Source organism: Streptomyces sp. NPDC107454 (genome assembly GCF_055582885.1).
The window spans coordinates 214,440-241,164 of the sequence record NZ_JBVJPA010000008.1 but is presented as its reverse complement, the minus strand read 5'-3'; the positions used below and the strand labels follow the sequence as shown (position 1 = coordinate 241,164).

Annotated in this window: 24 protein-coding genes and 1 tRNA gene; 13 read left to right on the top strand and 12 right to left on the bottom strand. The window is 70.0% G+C overall.

Annotation, left to right across the window (positions count from 1 at the left end; translation table 11 throughout):
* Positions 1–415 precede the first annotated feature (415 nt).
* Positions 416–489 (top strand) — tRNA-Met (locus ACZ69M_RS21945).
* Positions 490–602: 113 nt separating this feature from the next.
* Here ACZ69M_RS21945 and ACZ69M_RS21940 read toward each other — a convergent pair.
* Complete coding sequence (locus ACZ69M_RS21940; protein WP_470052021.1) at positions 603–1,019, bottom strand: Fur family transcriptional regulator; 417 nt, start codon at positions 1,017–1,019, stop codon at positions 603–605.
* 135 nt (positions 1,020–1,154) lie between these two features.
* Here ACZ69M_RS21940 and ACZ69M_RS21935 point away from each other — a divergent pair, with 135 nt between their 5' ends.
* A complete protein-coding gene (locus tag ACZ69M_RS21935; protein ID WP_470052019.1) occupies positions 1,155–2,624 on the top strand; it encodes a catalase in 1,470 nt (489 codons plus the stop codon).
* A 100-nt stretch (positions 2,625–2,724) separates the two neighbouring features.
* Here the strand turns inward: ACZ69M_RS21935 and ACZ69M_RS21930 are convergent, their stop codons facing one another.
* Positions 2,725–3,117: a CBS domain-containing protein gene (locus tag ACZ69M_RS21930; protein WP_067368643.1), complete on the bottom strand. Its 393-nt coding sequence runs from the start codon at positions 3,115–3,117 to the stop codon at positions 2,725–2,727.
* A gap of 158 nt (positions 3,118–3,275) precedes the next feature.
* A complete protein-coding gene (gene hisN / locus ACZ69M_RS21925; RefSeq protein WP_403697193.1) occupies positions 3,276–4,076 on the bottom strand; it encodes a histidinol-phosphatase in 801 nt (266 codons plus the stop codon).
* Between the two features lie 233 nt (positions 4,077–4,309).
* On the opposite strand from hisN, the gene ACZ69M_RS21920 reads away from it, so the two are divergent.
* Positions 4,310–4,915 (top strand): TetR/AcrR family transcriptional regulator, encoded by a 606-nt coding sequence (locus tag ACZ69M_RS21920; RefSeq protein WP_470052016.1) that lies wholly within the window; start codon positions 4,310–4,312, stop codon positions 4,913–4,915.
* 105 nt (positions 4,916–5,020) lie between these two features.
* Here the strand turns inward: ACZ69M_RS21920 and ACZ69M_RS21915 are convergent, their stop codons facing one another.
* The 4 genes from ACZ69M_RS21915 to ACZ69M_RS21900 all read right to left on the bottom strand — a co-directional run bounded on the left by ACZ69M_RS21915 (position 5,021) and on the right by ACZ69M_RS21900 (position 8,659).
* The gene (locus tag ACZ69M_RS21915) at positions 5,021–5,344 is read right to left on the bottom strand and encodes a DMT family transporter (protein ID WP_067368647.1); all 324 of its coding nucleotides are present in this window, start codon (positions 5,342–5,344) and stop codon (positions 5,021–5,023) included.
* A 145-nt stretch (positions 5,345–5,489) separates the two neighbouring features.
* Positions 5,490–6,500, bottom strand: a complete 1,011-nt coding sequence (gene rsgA, locus ACZ69M_RS21910; RefSeq protein ID WP_470052014.1) for a ribosome small subunit-dependent GTPase A — start codon at positions 6,498–6,500, stop codon at positions 5,490–5,492.
* Positions 6,501–6,516: 16 nt separating this feature from the next.
* Positions 6,517–7,857, bottom strand: coding sequence for a 3-phosphoshikimate 1-carboxyvinyltransferase (aroA, locus tag ACZ69M_RS21905; RefSeq protein WP_054228155.1), 1,341 nt, complete (start codon positions 7,855–7,857; stop codon positions 6,517–6,519).
* A gap of 79 nt (positions 7,858–7,936) precedes the next feature.
* The gene (locus ACZ69M_RS21900) at positions 7,937–8,659 is read right to left on the bottom strand and encodes a M50 family metallopeptidase (RefSeq protein ID WP_470052011.1); all 723 of its coding nucleotides are present in this window, start codon (positions 8,657–8,659) and stop codon (positions 7,937–7,939) included.
* Positions 8,660–8,709: 50 nt separating this feature from the next.
* On the opposite strand from ACZ69M_RS21900, the gene ACZ69M_RS21895 reads away from it, so the two are divergent.
* The 10 genes from ACZ69M_RS21895 to ACZ69M_RS21850 all read left to right on the top strand — a co-directional run bounded on the left by ACZ69M_RS21895 (position 8,710) and on the right by ACZ69M_RS21850 (position 18,967).
* Positions 8,710–9,525: an SOS response-associated peptidase gene (locus tag ACZ69M_RS21895; protein WP_470052009.1), complete on the top strand. Its 816-nt coding sequence runs from the start codon at positions 8,710–8,712 to the stop codon at positions 9,523–9,525.
* A gap of 13 nt (positions 9,526–9,538) precedes the next feature.
* Positions 9,539–10,171, top strand: a complete 633-nt coding sequence (locus ACZ69M_RS21890; RefSeq protein ID WP_470052447.1) for an alpha/beta hydrolase family protein — start codon at positions 9,539–9,541, stop codon at positions 10,169–10,171.
* A gap of 255 nt (positions 10,172–10,426) precedes the next feature.
* A complete protein-coding gene (gene sigR / locus ACZ69M_RS21885; protein ID WP_054228152.1) occupies positions 10,427–11,110 on the top strand; it encodes an RNA polymerase sigma factor SigR in 684 nt (227 codons plus the stop codon).
* The gene (gene rsrA, locus ACZ69M_RS21880) at positions 11,107–11,409 is read left to right on the top strand and encodes a mycothiol system anti-sigma-R factor (protein ID WP_054228151.1); all 303 of its coding nucleotides are present in this window, start codon (positions 11,107–11,109) and stop codon (positions 11,407–11,409) included. The genes sigR and rsrA overlap by 4 nt, the downstream gene beginning before the upstream one ends.
* Positions 11,410–11,564: 155 nt before the next feature.
* A complete protein-coding gene (locus tag ACZ69M_RS21875; protein WP_470052007.1) occupies positions 11,565–13,016 on the top strand; it encodes an HD-GYP domain-containing protein in 1,452 nt (483 codons plus the stop codon).
* On the top strand, positions 13,013–14,293 hold the full coding sequence (locus ACZ69M_RS21870; protein ID WP_470052005.1) for an HD-GYP domain-containing protein: 1,281 nt from the start codon (positions 13,013–13,015) through the stop codon (positions 14,291–14,293). Before ACZ69M_RS21875 ends, ACZ69M_RS21870 begins: the two co-directional genes overlap by 4 nt.
* A gap of 153 nt (positions 14,294–14,446) precedes the next feature.
* The gene (locus ACZ69M_RS21865; protein ID WP_054228149.1) at positions 14,447–15,427 is read left to right on the top strand and encodes a tetratricopeptide repeat protein; all 981 of its coding nucleotides are present in this window, start codon (positions 14,447–14,449) and stop codon (positions 15,425–15,427) included.
* A gap of 127 nt (positions 15,428–15,554) precedes the next feature.
* A complete protein-coding gene (gene def / locus ACZ69M_RS21860; protein ID WP_470052003.1) occupies positions 15,555–16,205 on the top strand; it encodes a peptide deformylase in 651 nt (216 codons plus the stop codon).
* A gap of 309 nt (positions 16,206–16,514) precedes the next feature.
* Positions 16,515–17,600 (top strand): epi-isozizaene synthase, encoded by a 1,086-nt coding sequence (gene cyc1, locus ACZ69M_RS21855; RefSeq protein WP_470052445.1) that lies wholly within the window; start codon positions 16,515–16,517, stop codon positions 17,598–17,600.
* Complete coding sequence (locus ACZ69M_RS21850; RefSeq protein WP_095852678.1) at positions 17,597–18,967, top strand: bifunctional albaflavenone monooxygenase/terpene synthase; 1,371 nt, start codon at positions 17,597–17,599, stop codon at positions 18,965–18,967. Before cyc1 ends, ACZ69M_RS21850 begins: the two co-directional genes overlap by 4 nt.
* Before the next feature lie 47 nt (positions 18,968–19,014).
* Here ACZ69M_RS21850 and ACZ69M_RS21845 read toward each other — a convergent pair whose 3' ends face one another.
* The 5 genes from ACZ69M_RS21845 to ACZ69M_RS21825 all read right to left on the bottom strand — a co-directional run bounded on the left by ACZ69M_RS21845 (position 19,015) and on the right by ACZ69M_RS21825 (position 26,645).
* Positions 19,015–19,977: a GlxA family transcriptional regulator gene (locus ACZ69M_RS21845; RefSeq protein ID WP_470052001.1), complete on the bottom strand. Its 963-nt coding sequence runs from the start codon at positions 19,975–19,977 to the stop codon at positions 19,015–19,017.
* A gap of 217 nt (positions 19,978–20,194) precedes the next feature.
* Positions 20,195–20,653, bottom strand: coding sequence for a hypothetical protein (locus tag ACZ69M_RS21840; RefSeq protein ID WP_470051999.1), 459 nt, complete (start codon positions 20,651–20,653; stop codon positions 20,195–20,197).
* Between the two features lie 107 nt (positions 20,654–20,760).
* On the bottom strand, positions 20,761–22,842 hold the full coding sequence (locus ACZ69M_RS21835; protein WP_470051997.1) for a putative Ig domain-containing protein: 2,082 nt from the start codon (positions 22,840–22,842) through the stop codon (positions 20,761–20,763).
* Between the two features lie 390 nt (positions 22,843–23,232).
* The gene (locus ACZ69M_RS21830) at positions 23,233–24,246 is read right to left on the bottom strand and encodes a ribonucleotide-diphosphate reductase subunit beta (protein ID WP_470051995.1); all 1,014 of its coding nucleotides are present in this window, start codon (positions 24,244–24,246) and stop codon (positions 23,233–23,235) included.
* On the bottom strand, positions 24,246–26,645 hold the full coding sequence (locus ACZ69M_RS21825) for a ribonucleoside-diphosphate reductase subunit alpha (protein ID WP_470051993.1): 2,400 nt from the start codon (positions 26,643–26,645) through the stop codon (positions 24,246–24,248). The genes ACZ69M_RS21830 and ACZ69M_RS21825 overlap by 1 nt, the downstream gene beginning before the upstream one ends.
* Positions 26,646–26,725 lie beyond the last annotated feature (80 nt).

Genomic DNA, 26,725 nt, shown 5'->3' with positions numbered 1-26,725 from the left:
CGCCCCGGCCCCCACCAGGGGCTCCGCCCCTGAACCCCGGCGGGGCTCCGCCCCTGCGCCCCCACTGGGCTGGCCGGGGCTGCGCCCCTGCACCCCACCACGCACCCCCTGCGGGGCTGCGCCCCTGTACCCGCCGGGCCCTGCCTGGACCTGCGCAGGGTTGTCCCTGAGCCGCGCCGGGCTGTGCCTCTGGACCCCCGGGGGCTCCGCCCCTGCAACCCCGTCAGGGACGGCGCCCTCGTACCCCGCGGGGCTCCCGCCTCCGTACCCATGGGGCTCCCGCCCCGGCCCCCGTAAGGGCTGCTCTCCTCCTCGTATCCCAGGGGTCGACCCGGGGCTTCCTCGCCGCTGTTCAGGGGAACGTCTATGGGATTTGCGCTGGTCCATCTGGTTGACGTAATGTTCAGTTCATCGACGCGGGGTGGAGCAGCTCGGTAGCTCGCTGGGCTCATAACCCAGAGGTCGCAGGTTCAAATCCTGTCCCCGCTACTTGAAGGCGAAGGACCCAGATCTTTTAGATCTGGGTCCTTCGGCGTTTGACCGGGGTGCGGGGGCACGGGGAAGCCCCGGCGTCCGTGATGGAGGCCGGGGCTTCGGGGGAGTCAGGCTGAGGCGCAGTCGGGGCACAGGCCCCGGTAGGTCACCTCTACGTCCGAGACCGTGAAGCCGAAACGCTCCGAGTCGGGGAGGTCGGCGAGCGGGTTGCCGCTCGGGTGGACGTCGCGGATCGAGCCGCACTGGGCGCAGACCAGGTGGTGGTGCGGACGGTGCGCGTTCGGGTCGTAGCGCTTGGCGCGCTTGTCCGTCGCGACTTCCAGCACCTCGCCGAGCGAGACCAGCTCACCCAGCGTGTTGTAGACGGTCGCCCGGGAGATCTCGGGCAGCTTGACGACGGCCCGGGCGTGCACCTCGTCGGCCGTCAGATGGACGTGATCGCCGTCGAGGACCTCGGCCACGACGCGCCGCTGCGCGGTCATTCGCCATCCGCGTCCGCGCAGTCGTTCCAACAGGTCACTCATGCCGGCCAGCTTAACAGCAAGGTGACCAGATCCCGAATGGGTGTGACTTTGGATGAGTGCTTGATTTGGATATTGTCTAATGTAGGATCGGTTCGGCATCGGGCAATGGGTGGGACCGGGCAGGACCGGTCCGGAATGACGCAGGAGGCGCACGTGACGCAGGGACCGCTTACGACGGAGGCCGGTGCGCCGGTGGCCGACAACCAGAACAGCGAGACCGCGGGCGTCGGTGGCCCGGTGCTCGTTCAGGATCAGCTGCTTCTCGAGAAGCTCGCCCACTTCAACCGTGAGCGCATCCCGGAGCGTGTCGTGCACGCCCGTGGCGCCGCCGCCTACGGCACCTTCACGGTCACCGCGGATGTCACCCGGTACACCCGCGCCGCGTTCCTCTCCGAGGTCGGCAAGCAGACCGAGACCTTTCTGCGGTTCTCGACGGTGGCCGGCAACCTCGGCTCCGCGGACGCGGTCCGTGACCCCCGCGGCTTCGCGCTGAAGTTCTACACCGAGGAGGGCAACTACGACCTCGTCGGCAACAACACCCCGGTGTTCTTCATCAAGGACGCCATCAAGTTCCCCGACTTCATCCACACGCAGAAGCGCGACCCGTACACCGGTTCGCAGGAGGCCGACAACGTGTGGGATTTCTGGGGCCTCAGCCCCGAGAGCACGCACCAGGTGACCTGGCTCTTCGGCGACCGGGGGATCCCAGCCTCCTACCGGCATCTCAACGGGTACGGCTCGCACACGTATCAGTGGAACAACGAGGCCGGCGAGGTCTTCTGGGTCAAGTACCACTTCAAGACCGACCAGGGCATCAAGAACCTCACCCAGGCGGAGGCCGACAAGCTCGCAGGTGAGGATCCCGATTCCCACCAGCGCGACCTGCGTGAGGCCATCGAGCGCGGTGAGTTCCCGTCCTGGACCGTGCAGGTGCAGATCATGCCGGCGGCCGACGCGGCTACCTACCGGTTCAACCCGTTCGACCTCACCAAGGTGTGGCCGCACGAGGACTACCCGCCGATCGAGATCGGCAGGCTGGAACTCAACCGCAACCCGGAGAACATCTTCGCCGAGGTCGAGCAGTCCATCTTCTCGCCGGCGCACTTCGTGCCGGGTATCGGGCCTTCCCCCGACAAGATGCTTCAGGGGCGGCTCTTCGCCTATGGCGACGCGCACCGCTACCGCGTCGGCATCAACGCCGACCACCTGCCGGTGAACCGCCCGCACGCCGCCGAGGCGCGCACGAACTCCCGTGACGGCTCCCTGTACGACGGTCGCCACAAGGGCGCGAAGAACTACGAGCCGAACAGCTTCGGCGGTCCGTTCCAGACCGGCCGGCCGCTGTGGCAGCCGATCGCGGTGACCGGCCACACCGGTGAGACCGAGGCGCCGTCCCACTCCGCGGACGACGACTTCGTGCAGGCGGGCAGTCTGTACCGCCTGATGTCGGAGGACGAGCAGGGGCGTCTGATCGCGAACCTGGCGGGATTCATCGCCAAGGTCTCCCGTGACGACATCGCCGAGCGCGCGATCAACAACTTCCGTCAGGCTGACGAAGACTTCGGCAAGCGGCTGGAGGCCGCGGTCCAGGCCCTGCGCGGCTGACAACCAGCACTGGATCGCTTGTCGTGGGCGGTGGGCCGGATCCCTCGGAGTGATGAGGGTCCGGCCCGTCGGCATGCGTGGGGCAGCGATGCCGGGGCGTCTACGCGGGTACCCGCTGCCGCTTCGGAGCCCAGCAGCGGATGATGTCGCGGACCGAGACGATGCCGACCGGGCCGTTGTCGTCGAGCACGATCAGGTGTCGGAAACCGCCGTGTGCCATCGCCGCCGCGGCTTCCTCCAGGGTCCAGACGGGGGCGGCGAAGACGACGTCGGTCGTGGTGTGGGTGCCCGCGGTCTCGGTGTCCGGGTTCTGTCCGAGGGCGATCGAGTTGAGGATGTCGCGTTCGGTGAGGATGCCGAGGCCGGAGGAGTCTTCGTCGTGGACGACGGCCGCCCCTACGCGGCGGGAGGACATCAGGCAGGCCGCCTGACGGAGTGTGTGTGCCGGGCCGATGGTGAGGACCACCGTGCTCATGGCGTCGCGGACGAGCATGGGCTGGAGCCACCTCCTTGGTGAAGCGCCAAGAGAAGCGATTCACAAGTTCACAAGTGGGGGGACTCTCAGAGTCGCAGTTAAAGGGAGGGTCAACAAGGGGGCGTGCGGTGAGTTTCGGGGGCGCCCATGGATCACAAGGACGCGCCACCGGCTCTTCAGTAACGCTGGTTCAGATAACCCAGCAGCTCGTCGTGGAGGACGCCGTTCGACGCGGCCGCGTTGCCGCTGTGCGGGCCCGGGCGGCCGTCGAGGCCCGTGAAGGATCCGCCCGCCTCGGTCACCACGATCGCGTTCGCCGCCATGTCCCACAGCGACAGCTCGGGCTCCGCGCAGATGTCCACCGAGCCCTCCGCCACCATCATGTACGGCCAGAAGTCGCCGTACCCGCGCGTGCGCCAGACCGCCTTCGTCAGGTCCAGGAAGCCGTCGAGGCGGCCCTGGTCCTCCCAGCCGGACAGCGAGGAGTACGCGAAGGACGCGTCGGCCATCCGCGAGACCTGGGAGACCTTCAGGCGCGTGGCCGAGGACAGGCTGCGGCCGGTGAACGCGCCGTGCCCCTTCGCCGCCCACCAGCGGCGGCCCAGCGCGGGCGCGGAGACCACTCCGACCACCGGCTGGTAGCCGCCCTCGCCCGCTTCCATCAGGGAGATCAGCGTGGCCCAGACGGGCACCCCGCGGACGTAGTTCTTGGTGCCGTCGATCGGGTCGATCACCCAGCGGCGCGGGCCGGTGCCCTCGATGCCGTACTCCTCGCCGAGGATCGCGTCGCGTGGCCGTGCCCGCTGGAGATGGCCGCGGATCAGCTCCTCGGCGGCCTTGTCCGCCTCGCTGACCGGTGTCATGTCCGGCTTGGTCTCGACCTTGAGGTCGAGCGCCTTGAACCGGTCCATCGTCGCCGCGTCGGCGGCGTCCGCCAGGACATGGGCCAGGCGCAGGTCATCGCGATAGTCGGGCATGACTGCACCGTATATGGCCCACTCGGGCCACAGCCATACGGCCCGGGGGATCATCGGGCACGGTCATGGGGCTCGGGGCGCCTCGGGGCGCGGGCCGCACGGCCGGATTGATCATCGCGGCGTGCGGGGGTCGGCGTACGCCCCTCGACGCCGCCGCGAACCCTTGACAGTGCCCCTGTGCGCGTCAAATCTGAGCTGCAGTGCCGCCCGCTCGCCCCCAGGGAGGCGAAAAGATGCCTGCAGCGCGGGAATCCCTTCTGGATGCCGCCTATACGGCGCTCGCACACCGCCCGTGGTCCACGGTGCGGATGGTCGATGTCGCCGCCGTGGCCGGTGTGTCCCGCCAGACGCTCTACAACGAGTTCGGAAGCAAGGAGGGGCTCGCACGCGCCCTCGTACGGAGGGAGGCCGACGGCTATCTCGCCGGTGTCGAGCGCGCGTTGGCCGCCCACGCGGACGCGCGCGAGCGGTTGGTCGCGACCGCCGAGTGGACCACGTCGGCGGCCAGGGGCAACGTGCTCGTACGGGCCATGCTGACCGGGTGCTGGAGTGAGCGGCTGCCGTCGCCGACGCTCTCGGCGGTGCCGTCGTCGTCCGCGGTGCCCGCGCAGCGCAGGGCGGACGGGCCGTTGCCCTCGCCGGCGGACTTCGTGGCGCTCGTACGGGATCGGGCCGTCGCGGCGTTGTCCGGGCCCGGGGCGATGCGGGGGGACGTGGGGGAGTTGACGGGGGCCTGTGAGTTGGTGGTGCGGTTGTCGTTGTCGTGTGTGGCGGCTCCGCCGGGGGAGGGGGGAGTGACGGAGCTGGTGCGGGGTGCGCTGCCGCGGCAGTGGAGATGACTCGCCTGCTGGGGTGCCGGGGAGCGTGCGTCGGCGGGTGCGGCGCTCGTTGTGGCTGGTAGCGCAGTTCCCCGCGCCCCCAAGAGGATGTCCCTGACGGGGCGCTCAGTGCGCGGAGCCCGAGAGTTGGAGGCCGATGACGCCGATGATGACGAAGCTGATGGAGACGATCTTGAGCGTCGACACCAGGTCGCCGAGGAAGATCATGCCGTAGATGGCGGTGCCCGCCGCGCCGATGCCGGTCCACACCGCGTACGCCGGGCCGACATCGAGCTTGCGCAGGGCCAGAGTCAGGAGACCGAAGCTGCCCAGCGCGAAGACGCAGAAGGCGACCGTCGGCCAGAGTCTGGTGAAGCCGTGCGAGAGCTTCAGGCAGACCGCGAAGCCGGTTTCGAGCAGTCCCGCCACAACGACCAGCAGCCACGCCATGTCTCGTCCTCCCGTGTCCGCACGTCGACTGCTTCGCCTGGCCTGGGTCCGGCTTGGTGCGATTATGCATTTGCCGACCGGCTAAGCACTTACCGACGGGCCACCCACGCAAACAATGCGGAGGTCACAAGGGGGCTCAGGGGACTCAGTCGCCCTCCGTGCGTTCCCGCGTCGCCAGCAGCCGGCGCAGGGAGTAGAGCCGTTGCGGGTCCGCGTGGCCGTCCGCCACCCACTGGTCCAGCGCGCAGTCCGGCTCGTCGTGGCTGCACGCGCGCGGACAGCCCTCGGTACCGGGTTCGAGGTCGGGGAAGGCGTGGATGACCCGGGACGGGTCGATGTGGTGCAGGCCGAAGGAGCGGACGCCGGGGGTGTCGATGACCCACCCCTCACTGCCCGGCAGCGGGATCGCGCGCGCCGAGGTCGTGGTGTGCCGGCCCCGGCCCGTGACGGCGTTCACGTGGCCGGTGCTGCGCCGGCGCTCCTGCGAGACCAGCGCGTTGACCAGAGTCGTCTTGCCGACGCCGGAGTGCCCGACGAACGCCGTGATCTTGCCGTCGAGCTGCTTGCGCACCCGGTCCACCGCCGCGCCGCTCTCCAGCTCCGCACGGCTCGTCACGACGTAGGGGACGCCCAAGGCCCCGTACAGCTCGAGGAGTTGGTCGGGCGGGGCGAGGTCCGACTTGGTCAGCACCAGCAGGGGCTCCAGGCCGGCGTCGTACGCCGCGACCAGGCAGCGGTCGATCAGGCGCGGGCGCGGCTCGGGGTCGGCGAGGGCGGTGACGATGGCGAGCTGGTCGGCGTTGGCGACGACCACGCGCTCGTAGGGATCGTCGTCGTCGGCCGTGCGGCGCAGTACCGAGCTGCGCGGCTCGATGCGGACGATGCGGGCGAGGGTGTCCTTCTCGCCGGAGAGGTCACCGACGATCGCGACGCGGTCACCGACGACGGCGGCCTTGCGGCCCAGCTCGCGGGCCTTCATCGCCATCACGAGGCGGTCCTCGACGAGGCAGGTCAGACGGCCTCGGTCGACGGTGACGACCATGCCCTCGACCGCCTCCTCGTGTTTGGGGCGGATGTTCGTACGCGGACGGTTGCCCTTGCGGTTGGGGCGCTGGCGGATGTCGTCCTCGTCGGTGTGCTTGCCGTAGCGGCGCATGATCCCGGTCCGCCCGTCAGTTCCCGAGCATTCCGGTCCACAGATCGGGGAAGTCCGGCAGGGTCTTCGCTGTCGTCGCCACGTTCTCGATCTGTACGCCCTCCACCGCCAGCCCGATGATCGCGCCGGCGGTCGCCATGCGGTGGTCGTCGTAGGTGTGGAAGATGCCGCCGTGCAGTCGGCGCGGGCGGATGTGCAGGCCGTCGGCGGTCTCGGTGACGTCACCGCCGAGTTCGTTGATCTCCTTGGTGAGCGCGGCCAGCCGGTCCGTCTCGTGCAGGCGCAGATGGGCCACCCCGCGCAGGGTGGACGGGGAGTCGGCGAGGGCCGCGACCGCCGCGATGCCCGGGGTCAGCTCGCCGACCTCGCTCAGGTCCACGTCGATGCCGTGGATCGCACCCGAACCGGTGAATTCCAGACCGCTGTCGTTCAGTTCGCAGGATCCACCCATCTCGGTGAAGATCTCCCGCAGCCGGTCACCGGGCTGGGTGGTGTGGGCGGGCCAGTCGGGGACGACGACCGTGCCGCCGGTCACCAGGGCCGCCGCCAGGAACGGCTGGGCGTTCGACAGGTCCGGCTCGATGATCAGGTCGCGGCCGAGCAGCGCGCCGGGCGTGACCCGCCAGACGTTGGGCTCGCCGCCCGACTCCGGGGTGTCCACCTGCGCGCCGACCGCGCGCAGCATGTCGACCGTCATCCGGATGTGCGGCATCGAGGGCAGCGTCGAGCCGATGTGGCGGACCTCCACGCCCTGGTTGAAGCGCGGGCCGGACAGGAGGAGGGCGCTCACGAACTGGGACGACGAGGACGCGTCGATCTCCACCGGGCCGCCGTCCAGGGCGCCGCCGCCGTGCACGGTCAGCGGCAGCGCGCCGCGGCCGTCGTCGTCGATGCGGGCGCCGAGCAGACGCAGCGCGTCGATCACACCGTTCAGCGGGCGCTCGTACGACCGGGGGTCTCCGTCGAAGCGGATGGGGCCGTCCGCGAGGGCGGCGACCGGGGGCAGGAAGCGCATCACGGTGCCGGCGTTGCCGACGTCGACCGTGGCCGGGCCCTGGAGACCCGAGGGGATGACCCGCCAGGCCTCGCCGGAGGCGTCCGGGCCCGCGGCGACCGTGGAGCTGGACGCCACCGTCTCCTCGATGCCGACGCCCATCGCGCGCAGCGCGCCCGCCATCAGCAGCGTGTCGCGGGAGCGCAGCGGGCGGCGCAGCCAGCCCGGCTCCGAGGCGAGCGCGGCGAGGACCAGGGCGCGGTTGGTGACCGACTTGGACCCCGGCACGTGGACCGTCGCGTCGACGGCTCCGCTCGCGTGCGGGGCGGGCCAGAGGGCGGTGTGGGCGGGGTTCGCGGTCATGCGCCCACTTTAGTGGGTGGGGGTGGGGGTAGATCTTGATCAAAAGTGACGGAATGTGAGCGAAAGATTCAGAGGTGCCTCAACGCACCAGCAGCCAGCGGCCGCCGCCCAGCAGGGAGCACAGGGACACCGCGTGGAACAGGAACAGCCACAGCCCCGCCGGGACGTGGGTGAGGCGGGAGAGCTGGTCGGCGTCGGAGTCGCCGGCGCCGCCGCGGCTGCGCTTGGCCTGGAGCTCGAAGGCCGGACGGACGCCGCCGAGCAGCAGGAACCACACCACGGCGTACGCGAAGGCCGCCTGTACCTGGGGTCCGGCGAGCCACGACACCACCAGGAACGTACCGCCGGTGAGGACCACCGTGAGCGCCCCGTAGGCGTTGCGGATCATCACCAGCATCGCGACGAGCAGGGCCGTGGCCAGCCACAGCAGCAGGGTGATGCGGCCCAGGCCCAGCAGCGCGGCGCCGCCGAGGCCGAGCAGCGGGGGAGCGGTGTAGCCGGCCGCCGCGGTGAGGATCATGCCGAGGCCGGTGGGCTTGCCGCGGCTGACGGTGAGGCCGCTGGTGTCGGAGTGCAGCCGGATACCGCTGAGGCTCCGGCCGGTCAGCAGCGCCACCAGCCCGTGGCCGCCCTCGTGCGCGATGGTGATGGCGTTGCGCGAGACGCGCCATACGCCGTGCGGGACGATCACCGCGAGAGCGGCGACGATGGTGGCTATCACCACCCACAGGTCGGGGTCCGGCTGGGTGCCGGAGACCTGGTCCCAGAGCGAGGCCAGCGAGGTGGATGCGGTGCTGTCCATTGTCTGTGGTGGCTCCCTCTGGTGTCGCGGAATCTGGCAGTGTGGCACGTATGTGCGGACGGTATGCAGCGAGTCGTAGGCCCGAGGATCTCGCAGGAATCTTTGAGGTCGAGAAGTGGGAGCCCGAGGAGACCTTGGACCCCGACTACAACGTGGCCCCGACCAAGGACGTCTATGCCGTCCTCGACCGCCCCCTTAAGGACGCGGAGAGCCCGAAGCCGGTTCGCCAGCTGCGCAGGCTCAAGTGGGGGCTCGTCCCGTCCTGGGCCAAGACGCCCGAGGGCGGCGCCCGGATGATCAACGCCCGCGCGGAGACCGTGCACGAGAAGCCCTCGTACCGCCGTGCCTTCGCCGCCCGGCGCTGCATCGTCCCCGCCGACGGCTACTACGAGTGGGTCACCGGGTCCACCGAGCGCGATCTCGAGGTCGAGGGCAAGAAGAAGCGGCCGCGCAAGCAGCCGTACTTCGTGCTCCCGGCGGACGGCTCGGTCTTCGCGATGGCGGGGCTGTACGAGTTCTGGCGCGACCGGACGCTCCCCGACGACCACCCACGGGCCTGGTGGGTGACGTGCTCGGTGATCACGACCGAGGCGGAGACCTCGCCGCTCGCGGTCGCGCCCGCCGACGGGCCGTACACCCTCGCCGACATCCACCCCCGGATGCCTCTGATGCTCACCCCGGACCGCTGGGACGCCTGGCTCGACCCGGCCCGTACGGACGTCGACGGCCTGCGCGAGCTGCTCGCGCCGCCGCCCGCCGGGCTGATGCGCGCCTATCCCGTCTCCACGGCCGTCAGCAACGTCCGCAACAACGGGCCGGAGCTGCTGAAGGAGCTGGAGGGCCCCGAAGAGGGCACACTCTTCTGACGTGACGGAGATCATGGACGCGATCGAGACGGTCGAGACGGACGCCGGTACAGCCCGCGTCACCTGGCGCCGGGCCAAGGAGCCACGCCTTGTGCTCGCTGTGAGTCACGGCGCGGGCGGCGGTATCGAGGCGCGCGATCTCCAGGCGCTGGCCGCGGTGCTGCCCGGGCACGGCGTGAGCGTCGCGCTCATCGAGCAGCCCTGGCGGGTGGCGGGGAAGAAGGTGGCGCCCGCGCCCAAGACCCTGGACGTGGGATGGCGGGGCCTGTGGCCCACGGTCGCGAAGCCCGGACTGCCGGTGGTCGCGGGCGGGCGCAGCGCCGGAGCCCGTGTCGCCTGCCGTACGGCGACGGAACTCGGCGCCACCGCCGTCCTCGCCCTCAGTTTCCCGCTGCACCCGCCCGGCAAGCCCGAGAAGTCCCGCGCCGGCGAACTCCTCGGCGCCGGGGTGCCCACCCTCGTCGTCCAGGGCGGCAATGACCCGTTCGGCAAGCCGGCGGAGTTCCCGAAGGGCTCGCACGAGCTGATCGAGGTGCCGTACGGAGATCATGGCTTCGCCGTGCCGAAACGGGCACCGATCGACCAGAACGCTGCCCTGGAGATCATCACCGACGGCGTTGTGAGGTGGATCGCGTCACTCGGGTGACGCACGGGAATGCCGGGCGGTGGACCACTGTTGTGCCCAGCAGACAGCACGGAGCGTGCTGAACCGTTCGAACGAGAGGAAGTCCGCCGCATGGGTTCGACCATCTGCCCGAACCGCAGCAGTAGCCCTGAGCTGGACTGGACGGTGCTGCACGCGGCGAAGACCGCCCCCGTTCGAGCGGCGGCGGGTGTGGATGTTCGTCTATCCTCCGATTCGAGTGGGACCGGTTTCGGTCCTGCCACGTCGCTGGAGGAGGTGGGTCCGGTCACTGGGACCGACGCAGGGACCGATCACGGCCAGGCGGAGCAGCCCGAGGGCCAGGGCACGAGCACGGAGTCGTCCGCCGAGCGCACCGCGCGCTTCGAGCGGGACGCGCTCGAATTCCTCGACCAGATGTACTCGGCCGCCCTGCGCATGACGCGCAACCCGGCCGACGCCGAGGATCTGGTGCAGGAGACGTACGCGAAGGCGTACGCGTCCTTCCACCAGTTCCGCGAGGGCACCAACCTCAAGGCTTGGCTGTATCGCATTCTTACCAACACCTTCATCAACTCGTACCGCAAGAAGCAGCGCGAACCCCAGCGCAGTGCGGCCGAGGAGATCGAGGACTGGCAGCTCGCGCGTGCCGAGTCGCACATGTCGACCGGTCTGCGCTCCGCGGAGTCGCAGGCGCTCGACCACCTGCCCGACTCGGACGTCAAGGCTGCACTGCAGGCGATCCCCGAGGAATTCCGCATCGCGGTCTATCTGGCTGATGTAGAAGGCTTTGCGTACAAGGAGATCGCGGACATCATGGGGACACCCATCGGTACGGTGATGTCCCGGCTGCACCGGGGCCGTCGCCAGCTGCGCGGCATGCTCGAGGACTACGCCCGTGACCGCGGGCTGGTCCCGGCCGGCGCCGGAGAGTCGAACGAAGCGAAAGGCTCGGGCTCATGAGCTGCGGAGAGCCGCACGAGACGGATTGCAGTGAGGTACTCGACCACCTGTACGAGTTCCTCGACCACGAGATGCCGGACTCGGACTGCACCAAGTTCGAGGTGCACTTCGAGGAGTGCTCCCCGTGTCTCGAGAAGTACGGACTCGAGCAGGCCGTCAAGAAGCTGGTCAAGCGGTGCTGCGGCCAGGACGACGTGCCGACCGATCTGCGCGCCAAGGTCATGGGCCGCATCGACCTGATCCGCTCCGGTCAGACCGTGCCCGAGCACGACGTCACCGCGACACCCCAGGAGTCCTGAACTCCCCGGGGAGATCGTCCGGTTATCACCCGAACGTGCTAATCCGCGGGCTCAGAGCCCGCGGATTCGGCTATTGCCGCCCTCGTACCGTCCCCACCGCCCTAGGCTCCGGAGCCTGACCGGGGCAGGGGACGTCCGGGGGAGGGAACGAGGCGATGGGGTCGATTCCGACGTGGGCCCGTGTCTACGTCGTCTGTGTCGTCCTGGCCGCCGTGGCCTGCCTGGCTCCGCTGCCCGCCGTTCACGCACCCTGGTGGATCGTCGCCCTGCTCGCCGCGCTGTACGCCGGCTGCGAGCGGATCCCCTTCCCGCACAGCCCCAAGGGTGCCGCCGCCCGCCTAGCCGAGCGGGGCGCCCCCAGAGGGCTGGGCACCTTCCTGCCCGTGCTGCTCGCCGGGGCCTTTCTGCTGCCGCCGTCGGCCGCCGCGCTCGTGGCGCTGCCGGGCGCGCTGCTGGCCCGTGTGGAGCAGCGGCCGCGGTGGCTGCGCCGGGTCTGGCGCGCGGCCCAGCTCGCCGTCGCGGTGTGGGCGGCGTCCCGGGTGCACTGGGCGCTGGGCGGCGGGGACGCGGTCGCCCTGCCGCACTTCCCGTACGCGCTCGTGCCCGCCGGGGCCGCGGTGCTCACCTTCTGCGTGACGCTGACCGCGCTCGACGGCGGGATCCTGGCGCTCGCCGAGCGGGTGCCGGTGCGGGGTGCCTGGCGGGGGCTCTTCTCGCGCTCCCTCGCCTCCGTCGCCGTGCACGGGCTCGCCGGGCTGATGATGGCGGTGCTGTGGCGTAGTCCGTACGGTCCCGTCGCCGCGTTGCTCGTCCTGCTGCCGATGTACGTGTCCTGCTGGGCGTTCGCCCAGTACCACCGGGAGCGGGCCGCCCACCAGGCCACCATCCGGGCCCTCGTGCAGGCCGTCGACATCAAGGACGGGTACACGCGCGGGCACAGTGAGCGGGTCGGGCAGGCGTCCATGATGATCGCCCGTGAGCTGGGTATGGACGACGAGCGCGTCGAAGTACTGCGCTTCGCCGGGATCCTGCACGACGTGGGGAAACTGGGCGTGCCCACGCGGCTCCTGCGCAAGGACGGGCCGCTGACGCCGGAGGAACGGCGGATCATCGAGCTGCATCCCGAGTACGGGCACGAGATGGTGCGCGGCATCGGCTTCCTCGGGGAGGCGAGGTCGGCGATCCTGCACCACCATGAGCGGATCGACGGGAGCGGGTACCCGTACGGGCTGGTGGGACGCCAGATCCCGGAGTTCGCACGCGTGGTGGCCGTGGCCGACGCGTTCGACGCGATGACGTCGACCCGGTCCTACCGGCGGGCCCGTCCGGTGCCGGTGGCGCTGGCGGAACTCGAACGGTGTGCGGGGGCGCAGTTCGATCCGGGGATGGTACGGGCCCTGGTGCGGGCGCTGAACCGACACGGGTGGCATCCTGCGGTGACCGCAGGGGTTTGCCCGCCCTCCCCCGAGTGCTCGACTTCGCTCGAACAGGGGGGACCCTCATCGCCCGTTTCCAGTCGGGCAGAGGGGAACCCGACAGACAAAGACTCGTCCCCAACAGGTGTCGACCCTCCGGCGAGTGGCGTCGTCGGGCGGGGGCGTCCATGAGGGCCGTCGGGGTGGAGATTCCCGGGTTCGGGATCGCCGGTCGAGCCCCGTTCACCCTCACCCTCGTGCACGGGGTCGCTCTGCTCCTCGCCGTTGTCTCGCTGGCCGTCGTCCTCTGGCACGGTCTCGACGAACGAGGCGCCGCGCTCGCCTTCGGGATCCTCATCGCCGTGGGGGAGCTGACCCGCTGGAGCGGGGCCGAGGAGCGGGAGTCGGCGCCTCTCGCCGCCGCCGGCGCCCTCGCGTACGCGCTGCTCGGCGAGAACGCGGGACACCGCACCGCCCACGGCGTCCCCGAGATCGTCGCCGTCGTCGTGGCCGCAGCCCTCATCGGCTGCGTGCCGCATGTCGCACAGGGCCGCGGGCCCACCGCCGACCACCTCACCCGGCGCGTCCTCACCGTCGGATTCGCCGCCGTCTGCTTCCAACCCCTCTACAACCAGGGAAGGTTGATGGGCTGGGGCGGTCCCTCGTACGCCCTGCTGCTGGTCTCGCTGCTGGTGCTCACCGCGCTGTGCGACGCCGTGCTCGCGGCGGCGATGGCCCACGCCCGGACCCGCTGGCCCTTCGGACCGCTGCTGCGGGACGAGCTGCGGGCCACGCTCGGCATCGGGTCGGCGGTCTGCGCGACCGGGGCCGTGATGTCGCTCGCGGTGGCGGTCGTCGGGCTGTGGGCGCTGCCCGTCTTCTCGCTGCCCCTGTTGCTCACCCAGCTCTCCGTCCGGCGGTACGCCGCCGTGCGCGTCACGTACCGGCAGACGATCGCCTCACTCGCGCGGGCGACCGAGATCGCCGGGTACACCCCCACCGGGCATGCCCGGCGGGTCGCCGCGCTCAGCCGGGCCGTGGGCCGTGAGCTGGGCCTGTCCGAGCCCGATCTGACCGTCCTGGAGTACGCGGCGCTCATGCACGACATCGGACAGCTCAGCCTTGTCGACCCGGTGCCGGCCGGAGCCACCTGCGTGCTCTCCGCCGACGAGCAGCGGCGCATCGCTCTCCTCGGCGGCGCCGTCGTACGTCAGACCGGCGTGGACGCCGAGGTCGCCGTGGTGGTGGAGCGGCAGGCCGATCCGTACCGGGAGCAGCCGGTCACGGCACGGATCGTGCGGGCCGTCAACGCGTACGAGGAGATGGCCAGGGAAGCAGGTCCGGGAGGGCCCCTCACCGCCCTGGAGAAGCTGCGCCTGGCCACGGCCCGCGACTATCAGCCCGAGGTGGTGGAGTCGCTGGCCAGGGTCCTGTTGCGGGGCACCCTTACCCTGCCCCAGGCTGGGTAACCCATGGGTAATGAGCGCCCGTCCAACGGTCCGTGGTTGGATGCGAGGAAGAGGGTGTTCGGGGGCACGGGCCAGCCCGGGGCTGCGCTGTCTTCAAGAAACTCTTCAAGGGACCGGCAGGCGGGAAACGCAAGGAACTGGCAGGCGGGAATCGTGAGGATCTTCGGCAAGGGACGGCACCGGCCCTCCGCCTCATGGCGGCAGGCCACCGATCGCGCGTTCACGCTGATCGGCGACGGCCGGTACGAGGACGCGGGAGCGCTGTTGACGCGCGCCGCGGACCTGGAGCCCTGGCTGTCGGAGTCCTGGTTCAACCTGGCCCTGCTGCACAAGTTCCGGCACGACTGGGAGCAGGCGCGGGCCGCGGGCCTGCGGGCCGTCGCACTTCTCGAACGAGAGGCGGGCGCCCCCGACTGGTGGAACGTCGGGATCGCCGCCACCGCCTTGCAGGACTGGCCGCTGGCCCGCCGTGCCTGGCAGGCGTACGGGCTGCGGGTACCCGGCGGGGCCGCCGTCTCCGGGGAACCGGTGGGCATGGACCTCGGCAGTGCGGCCGTACGGTTGTCGCCGGAGGGCGAGGCCGAGGTCGTGTGGGGGCGCAGGCTCGATCCGGCCCGGGTGGAGGTCCTGTCCATTCCGCTGCCGTCCTCGGGGCGGCGCTGGGGCGAGGTCGTTCTGCACGACGGTGTCCCGCACGGGGAGCGGACGACCGCCGCCGGGCACGCCTATCCGGTCTTCGACGAGATCGAGCTGTGGGCGCCGTCCCCGGTGCCCACCTGGGTGGTCCTCCTGGAGGCCGCCACCGAGGAGGACCGGGACGCTCTGGAGCAGCTCGCGGCGGACGCCGGCTTCGCCGCGGAGGACTGGTCCTCGTCCGTACGGCTGCTGTGCCGGATGTGTTCCGAGTCGCGGATGCCGTCCGACGAGGGCGACGGTGAGCATCTCGACCCGCACGACCACAGCGAGCCCGGACACCCGGGGCCGCTCGGTCACCGCACCGACGGGCAGTTGTGGGTGCCGGAGCGGGAGTGCGGGGTGGCCGCGCCGGCTCCGCTGGTCAGGGGGCTGCTGGACGGGTGGGTCGCGGACAGCCCCGACTCCCGGGACTGGCGGGATCTCGAAGAGGTCTGCTGAGCGCTGCGGGTTCGCCGCGGGCCGGTGGGGGCTCGTCGCGCAGTTCCCCGCGCCCCTTACGGGGGCGCCACCCCCGTACCCTGTATGAGCACCACACCCCTGGTTTCGAGGAAGGCGTACGTCGGTCATGGCGCAGCAGGACACCGAGCAGCAGCACTCTGGAGTGCTCCCCGTGGACGACGAGGGCTTCGTCATCGACACCGAGGACGGTGAGGAGCGCGAGGCGGCCTACCGTGAGCGCGGTACCTCGCGGCCGATCACGGTCGTCGGCAACCCGGTGCTGCACAAGGAGTGCAAGGACGTCACCGAGTTCGGGCCCGAGCTCGACCAGCTGGTCGCCGACATGTTCGCCAGCCAGCGCACCGCCGAGGGCGTGGGCCTGGCGGCCAACCAGATCGGCGTCGACCTGAAGGTCTTCGTCTACGACTGCCAGGACGACGAGGGCAAGCGGCACGTCGGTGTCGTCTGCAACCCCGTCCTCGTCGAGCTGCCCGCCGAGCAGCGCCGCCTCGACGACAGCAACGAGGGCTGCCTCTCGGTGCCGACCGCGTACGCGCCGCTGGCCCGCCCGGACTACGCGGAGGTCACCGGGCAGGACGAGAAGGGCAACCCGATCAAGGTGCGCGGCACCGGCTACTTCGCGCGCTGCCTCCAGCACGAGACCGACCACCTGTACGGCTACCTCTACATCGACCGGCTCTCCAAGCGTGAGCGCAAGGAAGCCCTGCGGCAGATGGCCGAGAACGAGCCCCGCTACCCGATCGTCGCGAACGACTGAGTCGCGGCAGGACAGTTGGGGCCCGCGCGCACGCGTGGGTGGGCCCGAGCGGCGCCTGGTCAGGGGGAACTCCCTGACCAGGCGCCGTTCGCATGTGCGTCGCACGTTCGATCCCTTGTGCTCCTCTAGTGATCCATATTCAGTCACACAAGGGGAGATTCTCAGCACTGTGGGGTAGTGAGTGAAGCAAATCCGTTCCCAGAACGGTCAGTTGTGGTGCTGAATGGGAAGTGCGGGGATACGCAACGGCGCACGCCCGGCACAGCGGGAGGGGCGCAGCGTCAACTGGCGGCTGAGAGGGGTTTGTTCGTGCATGCATTCTCACACGGCACTTCATCGACACCGACCGTGGTCGCGGTTCCACCGGCGCTCTCTCTCCCGGTGATCGAGTCCGCGTTTTCCCGTCAACTGCACCCGTATTGGCCGAGGCTCCAGGAGAACACACGTTCGTGGCTGAGGGAAAAACGCCTCATGCCGGCGGACAAGGTCGACGAATATGCCGACGGCCTTTGCTATACGGACCTCATGGCGGGCTACTACATTGGCGCTCCCGACGAGGTCATGCAGGCGATAGCGGACTACAGCGCGTGGTTCTTCGTCTGGGACGACCGCCACGACCGCGATGTCGTCCACGGCAGGCCCGGCGCCTGGCGGAGGCTCAGGTTCCAGCTGCACGCGGCTCTGGACTCCCCGAGGGAGCACCTGCACCACCGGGATCCCCTGGTCGCGGGGTTCGCGGACAGCATGGTGCGCCTGTACTCGTTCCTGACCAAGAAGTGGAACGCGCGCTTCGCCCGGCATTTCCACGCGGTGATCGAGGCGTACGACCGGGAATTCCGCAACCGTGTCAACGGAACCGTGCCCACGGTCGAGGAATATCTGGAACTACGGCGGCTCACCTTTGCGCACTGGATCTGGACCGACCTTCTGGAACCGAGCGCGGGCTGTGAACTCCCCACCGCCGTGCGGAACCATTTCGCATATCGGCGGGCGACGCTGCTGAGTCAGGAATTCGCCGCCTGGTACAACGATCTCTGCTCGCTCCCGAAAGAAATAGCGGGCGACGAGGTCCACAATCTCGGAATCAGCCTCATTTATCACGAGAGGCTGACACTCGAAGAAGCGGTCCAGGACATCCGGCGGCGGATCGGGGAATGCATCACCGAATTCCTCGACGCGGAAAAGGACCTCAACCGGTTCGCCGACACTCTCGCGGACGGCACCGTGCACGGCAAGGAACTGAGCCTCGCGGTGAAAGCGTGCCTCGGCAATATGCGGAACTGGTTCAGCTCCGTGTACTGGTTCCACCACGAGTCCGGCCGGTACACCGTCGACAGCTGGGACGACCGCTCCACACCCCCGTACGTCAACAACGAAGCGGCAGGTGAGTCATGACCGTCGAGTCCGTGAAGCCCGCGCAACCGGCGGCACCACAGCTGCCTGTCCCACCCCTGGCCGGGGGCGGCGTACCCGTCCTGGGCCACGGCTGGAAACTGGTCCGCGACCCGCTGGGCTTCCTCGCCCGGCTCCGCGACCACGGCGACGTCGTACGGCTCAAGCTGGGCCCCAAGACGGTGTACGCGCTCACCTCGCCGGCCCTCACCGGAGCGATGGCGCTCAGCACCGACTTCAAGATCGACGGACCCCTCTGGGAGTCCCTGGAAGGCCTGCTCGGCAAGGAGGGCGTGGCCACCGCCAACGGGCCCAGGCACCGTCGCCAGCGCCGCACCATCCAGCCCGCGTTCCGGCTCGACATCATCCCCGAGTACGGACCGATCATGGAGGAGGAGGCGCGCGCGCTCGCCGAGCGCATGGGGTCGGGCGAGCCCGTCGACTGCACCTCCGAGTCGTTCCGCGTCGCCGTGCGCATCGCGGCCCGCTGTCTGCTGCGCGGCGAGTTCATGGATGAGCGCGCCGAGCGGCTGAGCGTCGCGCTCGCCACCGTGTTCCGCGGCATGTACCGGCGCATGGTGATCCCGGCGGGCCCGCTCTATCGGCTGCCGCTTCCGGCCAACCGCAAATTCGACCGCGCATTGGCCGATTTGCATCTCCTCGTCGACGAGATCGTCGCCGAGCGCCGCGCATCCGGTCAAAAGCCGGACGATTTGCTGACGGCATTGCTGGAAGCGAAGGACGAGAACGGCGAGCCGATCGGCGAACAGGAGATCCACGACCAAGTCGTAGCGATACTCACGCCCGGCAGCGAAACCGTGGCGTCCACGATCATGTGGCTGCTGCAAGTCCTCACCGAACACCCGGAACACGCCGCGCGGGTGGCCGAGGAGGTCAAATCCGTCGTCGGAGACCGGCCCGTCGCATTCGACGACGTCCGGAAGCTGTCGTACACCAACAATGTCGTCGTCGAGTCGATGCGGCTGCGCCCCGCCGTATGGATTTTGACCCGGCGGGCGGTGACCGAAACCGAACTCGGCGGCTATCGGATACCGGCCGGTGCCGACATCGTCTACAGTCCGTTCGCCATCCAGCGTGATCCGCGCTCGTACGACGGGCATCTGGATTTCGACCCCGACCGCTGGCTTCCGGAACGCGCCAAGGACGTCCCGAAGCACGCCATGAGCCCCTTCAGCGTGGGCAACCGGAAGTGCCCGAGCGACCACTTCTCGATGGCGCAGCTCAGCCTGATCACGGCGACGGTGGCGTCCCGGTGGCGGTTCGAGCAGGTCTCCGAGTCCAATGACGCGACCCGCGTCGGCATCACCCTGCGTCCGTACCGGCTGCTGCTGAGGGCCCTGCCGCGCTGACCGCGCGGCGTCGCCCGCGGTGACCCCGTGTCCGTACCGGTGCGCGTTCAGGCAGCCCGCGGGCCCCTGAACGTGCGCCGGTACGCCTGCGGGGTCGTCCCCAGGCTCCGGACGAACTGGTGGCGCAGCGCGGCCGCGGTGCCGAACCCGGTGCGGCCCGCGATCGCGTCCATCGTCTCGTCCGAAGCCTCCAGCAACTCCTGTGCCAGCAGCACCCTTTGGCGCAGGATCCAGCGGTACGGGGTGGTGCCGGTCTCCTGCTGGAAGCGGCGCGCGAAGGTGCGCGGGGACATGTGGGCGCGGGCCGCGAGCTGCTCGACGGTCACCTCCCGGTCGAGGTGGCGCTCCATCCACACCAGCACCTCGCCGACCGTGTCGCAGGTGGAGCGGGGCAGCGGGCGCTCGATGTACTGGGCCTGCCCGCCGTCCCGGTGCGGGGGCACCACCATCCGGCGGGCGATGGCGTTGGCGACCTCGGGGCCCTGTTCCTTGCGGACGATGTGCAGACAGGCGTCGATTCCGGCGGCGGTGCCGGCCGAGGTGATCACCGGGTCCTCGTCCACGTACAGCACGTCCGGTTCGACGATCGCCTTCGGGTACTGCCGGGCCAGCTCCTCGGCGTGGTGCCAGTGCACGGCGCAGCGCCGCCCGTCGAGGAGCCCGGCCGCGCCGAGCACGAAGACACCGGAACAGACGCTGAGCACCCGGGCGCCGCGGTCCGTGGCGCGGTGCAGGGCGTCGAGCAGTGCGGGCGGATAGGACCGGGACACATAGGAGTTCCCGGCGGGCAGAGCGATGAGGTCGGCGCTCTCCAGTCGCTCCAGGCCGTGCTCCGTGGTCAGCGAGAACCCCGCGTGGGTGCTCAGGGTCGGGCCCTCGGCGGAGGCGACCGCGAAGTCGTAGACGGGCAGGCCGTCGTCGCTGCGGTCGATGCCGAACACCTCGCAGACGACCCCGAGTTCGAAGGGGTGCACACCGTCGAGCAGGACCGCGGCCACGTTTTTCAGCATGCCCGCCAGTGTGCCTCGGCCGTGGCAGGAAATCGAGGGTGTGCGGCAGTCCTGCCACTGACGCCGAAGGGCGAGCGGTACGACAGTGGTGTTCATGAAGACACTCATCGGCAACTCGGACACGACCGTCGGAATCCTGACCGTCCTCGCGCTCTTCGTGGTCCTGGCCCTGCCCGCGTTGATCGGCGTGGCCCACGAGCGGCGCATCGACCGTCAGCTAGGACTTCGTGACCAGCACCGTGACCGTCCACTCCTGAATGCCCTTGCACGACACCTTGCCCGGGGCGGTCGCGCAGAGCGGCCGGGACGAGCTGAGGCGGGCGGTTCCCGCCGAGACCGCCTTGAAGGCGGAGCTCGCGTCGCCCGCCTGGAGGACGACGCCGCTGTTGGTGGCCTCTAGCCCGCTGCCGCTGACCTTGACGGGCGTCCAGGGCCGGCTGGTGGTGCCGTCCAGGGTGAGGCGGAGTACGCCGCCGGCCGTGAGGCAGTACGTGTGGCCGGTGTCGGCGGCGCCGAGCTCCGCGGGAGCCGTGTCACAGCTCGGGTGGCTCGTCGTGGGGGACGGCGACACGGTGCGGCTGCCGCCCGCGTCACCGCCTCCCTGTGTGCCGCAGCCCGCGAGGAGCAGTGTCAGGGCCGTGAGGGCGAGGATCCGATGATGGGTCGTACGGCGCATGGGGTGGCACCTCCTTGTCGCTTGGACGTACCACCCCCGCATCAGGATCCACACAGGGACACAGGGAAACAGGGCCCTGGCCGCGACGCCGGCCAGGGCCCCACTTGTCAGCTGGTCGTGACGGCGGTGTCGTCGACGACGAAGCTGGTCTGGAGCGAGGAGTCCTCGGCACCGCTGAACTTCAGGGTGACGGTGGACCCGGCGAACGAGGACAGGTCGAAGGTCTTCTGGGCGTAGCCGGAGGCGGCGTTGAGGTTCGAGTACGTCGCCAGGGTGGTCGATCCGGCGGTGACCGTCAGCTTGTCGTACTGGCTGCTTGTGGTGGTCTCCGCGGTGTCGATGTGCAGGTAGAAGGTGAAGCTGGCCTTGCAGCCGGACGGGATCGTCACCGACTGGGAGAGCGTGTCGGTGTGCGTCGAGCCGTAACCGTCCAGCCATGCCTTGTAAGAACCGGCGTGCGCGGCCTCACTGCTGTCGTTGGTGATCACGCCGCTGCTGGCGCTCCAGGTGGTGTTGCCCGACTCGAAGCCCGGGTTGCCGAGCAGCTGCGCCGAGGTGCAGGTGCCGCCGCCGGAGGTGCTGACGGTCCAGGTGAAGGAGGCGGAGCCGGAGGCGCCCGTGCTGTCGGAGGCGGAGACGGTGACGCTGTACGTACCGGCCGTGCTCGCGGTGCCGGAGATCAGACCGGTGGAGCTGCTGATCGAAAGACCGGTCGGCAGGCCGCTCGCGCTGTAGGTGAGGGTCGCGCCCGCGCTGTCGCTCGCCGAGATCTGCAGGCTGACCGAACCGCCGGTGGTGGTGGACTGGCTGCCCGGGTTGGTGACGGTCACCGTGTTGCCGGTGCTGGTGCCCGACGCGAAGGCGGTGGTGCCGTTCGGGGTGCCCCAGCCGGTCGGACCGTCGTAGCCGGTGGCCGCGGTGCAGAAGTACGAGGGCGAGCAGGAGCCGTTGTTGCCGCTGGTCACGTCGTACAGGTTCGAGGTGTGGGAGTACGGGTACTTCGCCGGGTAGTCGCTGGAGCCCGGGGTGCCCGCGAGGGCGTACACACCCGCGATGATCGGCGAGGAGGCACTCGTACCGCCGTAGACCGCCCAGCCGGAGCCGCCGTAGGTGTCGTAGACGGCCACGCCGGTGGCGGGGTCGGCGACCGCGGAGACGTCGGACTCCATGCGCTTGGAGCAGCCGGTGTCGGTCTGCCAGCTCGGCTTGGCGTCGTAGGCGGAGCAGCCGGAGCCGGTGCCCTCGGTGCTGCTGGTCTTCCACACGGACTCGGTCCAGCCGCGGGAGTTGGAGGAGGTGCTGAGCGCCGTTCCACCGACGGCGGTCACGTACTGGGACGTGGCCGGGTACTCGGCGCCGTAGGCGGAGTCACCGGAGGAGACGGTGATGGCGACGCCCGGGTGCTTGAAGTACGAGGTGTCCTCGCTGGTCTGCGAGGAGGACTCGGAGCCGCCCCAGCTGTTGGAGACGAACTTCGCGCCCAGCGTCACGGCCTCGTTCTCGGCGGTGCCGAGGTCGGAGTCGGTGGCCGAGTTGGCCTCGACGAGGGCGATGTTGCAGTTCGGGCAGACCGCGCTGACCATGTCGATGTCGAGCGCTTCCTCACCCGCCCAGCCGGTGTCGTTGGTCGGCAGGGAGCTGGTCGAGCCGGTCTGGCTGACCTGCTTGAAGCAACCGTTGGCCTTGGTGCAGGCCGACAGGCCGAACTGCGAACGGTAGGTCGCGAGGTCCGACTCCGCGTTGGGGTCGTTGTACGCGTCGACCACGGCGACGGTCAGGCCGGAGCCGCCGGTGGAGGGCAGGTTGTAGGCGCTGTGCAGGTTGGCCGGGCTCAGACCGGACACCGCGGCGGCGGCGTTCGGCGAGATCGCGGCGGCGAGCTTCTGCTTGATGTCGGTGCGGCGCTGCGCGAAGCAGGCCGCGTGACCGGCTGTCGGGGCGCCGCACAGGTGCGTGGTCGGCACCTTCTGGCCCGCCTTGCCCGTGGAGTGCACGGCCTGTGCGGCCGGGGCAGTCAGGGCCTTCGCGTTCTGGGCGGCCCGGGAGGGCTTGGCGGTGGTCGGCGCCGGCTGCGCGTTCGCGGCCGGGGCCGCCATGAGTCCGGCGACCGTGAGGGCGAGGGCGGGCGCGGCGGCGGTCAGAAGTCTTCGCAGTCGCCGGGCGGGCCTGCTGGGGGGTGTCTCACGCATGGGTGCTGCCTCCATCGGTTTGAGGCGGGTGCCGTGCGGACCGGGGTCGGGCCGCGCACGGCTCCACAGCCGGAAGTGGGGGTTCTCGGCGTTGCGTGGCAGGCCCGTGACGCGCGTAGCGTGAGAGAAGTGCGGATGTGCCATGGGCATGCCAATTCGTTCGCCCTGTCGTGCCGCTGTACGTGACATGTCAGGACGGCCAGAACCTAGCCGGGGCCGATGACACCCGGATAGCCACGCCCGAAGAACTTTGCCGCCCCATAGGGGGTCCATGGACGGTGCATGGACGGCCCATGGACGAGACGCGGTGATGCCGGGCCGCCACATGCGGCCCGGCATCACCGGTGTCATACCGTCAGAAGACCTCGTGCCGACGGAAGTTCTCGTCCGTCAGAAGTCCTCGTCGAAGCCGACCGAGCCCTCCACCGCCACCTGGTACGCCGAGGGGCGGCGCTCGAAGAAGTTGGTCAGCTCCTGGACGCCCTGGAGCTCCATGAAGGAGAAGGGGTTCTCGGAGCTGTACACCGGGGCGAAGCCGAGACGCTGCAGACGCTGGTCGGCCACGCACTCCAGATACTGGCGCATCGAGTCGGTGTTCATGCCCGGCAGACCCTCACCGCACAGGTCGCGCGCGAACTGCAGCTCGGCCTCGACGGCCTCCCTCAGCATGTCGGTGACCTGCTGCTGGAGCTGGTCGTCGAAGAGCTCCGGCTCCTCCTTGCGCACGGTGTCCACCACCTCGAAGGCGAAGGACATGTGCATCGTCTCGTCGCGGAACACCCAGTTGGTGCCGGTGGCGAGACCGTGCAGCAGACCCCGGCTGCGGAACCAGTAGACGTACGCGAAGGCGCCGTAGAAGAAGAGGCCCTCGATGCACGCGGCGAAGCAGATGAGGTTGAGCAGGAAGCGACGTCGGTCCGCCTTGGTCTCCAGGCGGTCCAGCTTCTCCACCGAGTCCATCCACTTGAAGCAGAACTCGGCCTTCTCACGGATCGAGGGGATGCTCTCGACGGCGTCGAAGGCGGCGGCGCGGTCCTCCGGGTCGGGAAGGTAGGTGTCCAGCAGGGTCAGATAGAACTGGACGTGGACCGCTTCCTCGAACAGCTGCCTGGAGAGATACAGGCGCGCCTCGGGGGAGTTGATGTGCTTGTAGAGGGTCAGCACGAGGTTGTTCGACACGATCGAGTCGCCCGTCGCGAAGAACGCGACCAGCCGGCCGATCATGTGCTGCTCACCCTGCGAGAGCTTCGCGAGGTCGGCCACGTCCGAGTGGAGGTCGACCTCCTCCACGGTCCAGGTGTTCTTGATGGCGTCCCGGTAGCGCTCGTAGAAGTCCGGGTAGCGCATGGGGCGGAGGGTGAGTTCGAAGCCCGGGTCGAGCAGGTTCTTCTCGGTGGAGCTCATTACTGGCAGGCCTCGCAGGACTCGGGGTTCTCAAGGGAGCAGGCGACGGCGTCCTCGTCGGGGATCGCCTGCACGGGGATGGTCTTCTCGGGCTGGGCCTGCGCCTGGGCGGCACGGGCGATACGGGTCGCCGGGCGGGAGCGCAGGTAGTACGTCGTCTTCAGGCCCGACTTCCAGGCGTACGCGTACATCGAGGAGAGCTTGCCGATCGTCGGCGTCTCCAGGAAGAGGTTCAGGGACTGGGCCTGGTCCAGGAACGGGGTGCGGGCGGCAGCCATGTCGATCAGGCCGCGCTGCGGGATCTCCCAGGCCGTGCGGTACAGGTCGCGGACGTCCTGCGGGACCCAAGTGAAGCCCTGCACCGAACCGTTGGACTCGCGCAGCGCCTCGCGGGTCTGCGCGTCCCACACGCCGAGCTTCTTCAGCTCGTCCACCAGGTAGGAGTTGACCTGGAGGAACTCACCGGAGAGCGTCTCGCGCTTGAACAGGTTGGACACCTGAGGCTCGATGCACTCGTACACACCCGCGATGGACGCGATGGTGGCGGTGGGCGCGATGGCGAGGAGGAGGGAGTTGCGCATGCCGACTGCGGCGATACGCTCCCGCAGGGCCGCCCAGCGCTCCGGCCAGGTCAGCTCCACGCCGTAGTGGTCGGGGTGCAGGACGCCACGGGCCGTACGGGTCTTCTCCCAGGCCGGGAGCGGGCCGCTGCGCTCCGCGAGGTCGGCCGAGGCCTCGTACGCGGCGAGCATGATCCGTTCGGCGATCCGGGTGGAGAGGGCCTTGGCCTGCGGGGAGTCGAAGGGGACGCGCAGCTTGAAGAAGACGTCCTGCAGACCCATCGCGCCGAGGCCGACGGGCCGCCACTTCGCGTTCGACCGGCCGGCCTGCTCGGTCGGGTAGAAGTTGATGTCGACGACACGGTCGAGGAAGGTGACGGCGGTACGGACCGTCTCGTCCAGCCGCTCCCAGTCGATGTCCCCGTCGACCACGAAGGCGCCGAGGTTGACCGAGCCGAGGTTGCAGACCGCCGTCTCCCCGTCGTCCGTGACCTCCAGGATCTCGGTGCAGAGGTTCGAGGAGTGGACGGTGTGGCCCGGCTCCGCCGTCTGGTTGGCGGTGCGGTTGGCGGCGTCCTTGAAGGTCATCCAGCCGTTGCCGGTCTGCGCGAGGGTGCGCATCATGCGGCCGTAGAGGTCACGGGCCGGGATGGTCTTCCTGGCGAGGCCGGCCGCCTCCGCCCCGCGGTACGCCGCGTCGAACTCGTCGCCCCACAGGTCGACCAGCTCGGGCACGTCGGAGGGCGAGAAGAGGGACCACTGCCCGTCGGCGTCGACCCGGCGCATGAACTCGTCCGGGATCCAGTGCGCGAGGTTCAGGTTGTGCGTACGGCGGGCGTCCTCACCGGTGTTGTCGCGCAGCTCCAGGAACTCCTCGATGTCGGAGTGCCAGGTCTCCAGGTAGACCGCGGCCGCGCCCTTGCGCCGGCCGCCCTGGTTCACCGCGGCGACCGAGGCGTCGAGGGTCTTCAGGAACGGGACGATTCCGTTTGAGTGCCCGTTCGTACCGCGGATCAGCGAACCGCGCGAACGGATCCGGGAGTACGAAAGACCGATGCCGCCCGCGTGCTTCGAGAGGCGGGCCACCTGGTGGTAGCGGTCGTAGAGGGAGTCCAGCTCGTCCAGCGGGGAGTCGAGGAGGTAGCAGGACGACATCTGCGGGTGCCGCGTACCGGAGTTGAACAGCGTGGGGGAGGAGGGGAGGTAGTCGAGACGGCTCATGAGCCCGTAGAGCGCCGCGACCTCGTCCAGGGCCCGGTTCGTGTCGTCCTCGGCCAGGCCCGACGCCACGCGCAGCATGAAGTGCTGGGGCGTCTCGATGACCTTGCGGGTGATCGGGTGCCGGAGCAGATAGCGGCTGTGCAGGGTGCGCAGGCCGAAGTAGCCGAAGCGGTCGTCGCCGTCGATGTCGATCAGCGCGTCCAGCCGGGCCGTGTGCAGCCGGACGAACTCCGCCGTGCGGTCGGCGATCAGGCCCTCGCGGTGACCCGCGGCGATCGACCCGGAGAAGGACGTGACGCCCTGCGAGGCGGCCTCCGCCGCGATGCTGATCGTCAGCAGTCTGGCCGCCAGCCGGGAGTAGACGGGGTCCTCGGAGATGAGGCCCGCGGCCGCCTCGGTGGCCAGTTCGCGCAGCTCCGTGTCGTCCGCGTGCGCGGACCGGCCGCGCAGCGTGGCGGCGGCGACCCGGCCGGGGTCGGCGCCGGGGAGGTCGGCGGTGAGGTCGGTCAGGGTACGCAGCAGAGTGGTACCGGGACCGTCCGTCTCCACCGGGACCTGCTTCCGCTCCTGCTGTGCGAAAGCGGTAGCTGAAGCCGGGTCGGCTGGCGCGATGGTCACTTGGGGCTCTCCCTCGCTCGGCACGGGGCCTGGCGGAGGGCAGGGCAGCTCACGAGCGCACGCGGCGTCGCGTCCACCGG

Bases quoted from the DNA above. Each gene is read 5' to 3' on its own strand.
- ACZ69M_RS21830 (WP_470051995.1), bottom strand. From the start codon at position 24,246: ATGAGCTCCACCGAGAAGAACCTGCTCGACCCGGGCTTCGAACTCACC.
- ACZ69M_RS21840 (WP_470051999.1), bottom strand. From the start codon at position 20,653: ATGCGCCGTACGACCCATCATCGGATCCTCGCCCTCACGGCCCTGACA.
- ACZ69M_RS21890 (WP_470052447.1), top strand. From the start codon at position 9,539: ATGGACGCGATCGAGACGGTCGAGACGGACGCCGGTACAGCCCGCGTC.
- ACZ69M_RS21850 (WP_095852678.1), top strand. From the start codon at position 17,597: ATGACCGTCGAGTCCGTGAAGCCCGCGCAACCGGCGGCACCACAGCTG.
- ACZ69M_RS21935 (WP_470052019.1), top strand. From the start codon at position 1,155: ATGACGCAGGAGGCGCACGTGACGCAGGGACCGCTTACGACGGAGGCC.
- ACZ69M_RS21900 (WP_470052011.1), bottom strand. From the start codon at position 8,659: ATGGACAGCACCGCATCCACCTCGCTGGCCTCGCTCTGGGACCAGGTC.
- ACZ69M_RS21835 (WP_470051997.1), bottom strand. From the start codon at position 22,842: ATGCGTGAGACACCCCCCAGCAGGCCCGCCCGGCGACTGCGAAGACTT.
- ACZ69M_RS21930 (WP_067368643.1), bottom strand. From the start codon at position 3,117: ATGCTCGTCCGCGACGCCATGAGCACGGTGGTCCTCACCATCGGCCCG.
- ACZ69M_RS21920 (WP_470052016.1), top strand. From the start codon at position 4,310: ATGCCTGCAGCGCGGGAATCCCTTCTGGATGCCGCCTATACGGCGCTC.
- def (WP_470052003.1), top strand. From the start codon at position 15,555: ATGGCGCAGCAGGACACCGAGCAGCAGCACTCTGGAGTGCTCCCCGTG.
- ACZ69M_RS21915 (WP_067368647.1), bottom strand. From the start codon at position 5,344: ATGGCGTGGCTGCTGGTCGTTGTGGCGGGACTGCTCGAAACCGGCTTC.
- ACZ69M_RS21875 (WP_470052007.1), top strand. From the start codon at position 11,565: ATGGGGTCGATTCCGACGTGGGCCCGTGTCTACGTCGTCTGTGTCGTC.
- rsgA (WP_470052014.1), bottom strand. From the start codon at position 6,500: ATGCGCCGCTACGGCAAGCACACCGACGAGGACGACATCCGCCAGCGC.
- ACZ69M_RS21845 (WP_470052001.1), bottom strand. From the start codon at position 19,977: ATGCTGAAAAACGTGGCCGCGGTCCTGCTCGACGGTGTGCACCCCTTC.
- hisN (WP_403697193.1), bottom strand. From the start codon at position 4,076: ATGCCCGACTATCGCGATGACCTGCGCCTGGCCCATGTCCTGGCGGAC.
- ACZ69M_RS21870 (WP_470052005.1), top strand. From the start codon at position 13,013: ATGAGGGCCGTCGGGGTGGAGATTCCCGGGTTCGGGATCGCCGGTCGA.
- aroA (WP_054228155.1), bottom strand. From the start codon at position 7,857: ATGACCGCGAACCCCGCCCACACCGCCCTCTGGCCCGCCCCGCACGCG.
- ACZ69M_RS21940 (WP_470052021.1), bottom strand. From the start codon at position 1,019: ATGAGTGACCTGTTGGAACGACTGCGCGGACGCGGATGGCGAATGACC.
- ACZ69M_RS21895 (WP_470052009.1), top strand. From the start codon at position 8,710: ATGTGCGGACGGTATGCAGCGAGTCGTAGGCCCGAGGATCTCGCAGGA.
- rsrA (WP_054228151.1), top strand. From the start codon at position 11,107: ATGAGCTGCGGAGAGCCGCACGAGACGGATTGCAGTGAGGTACTCGAC.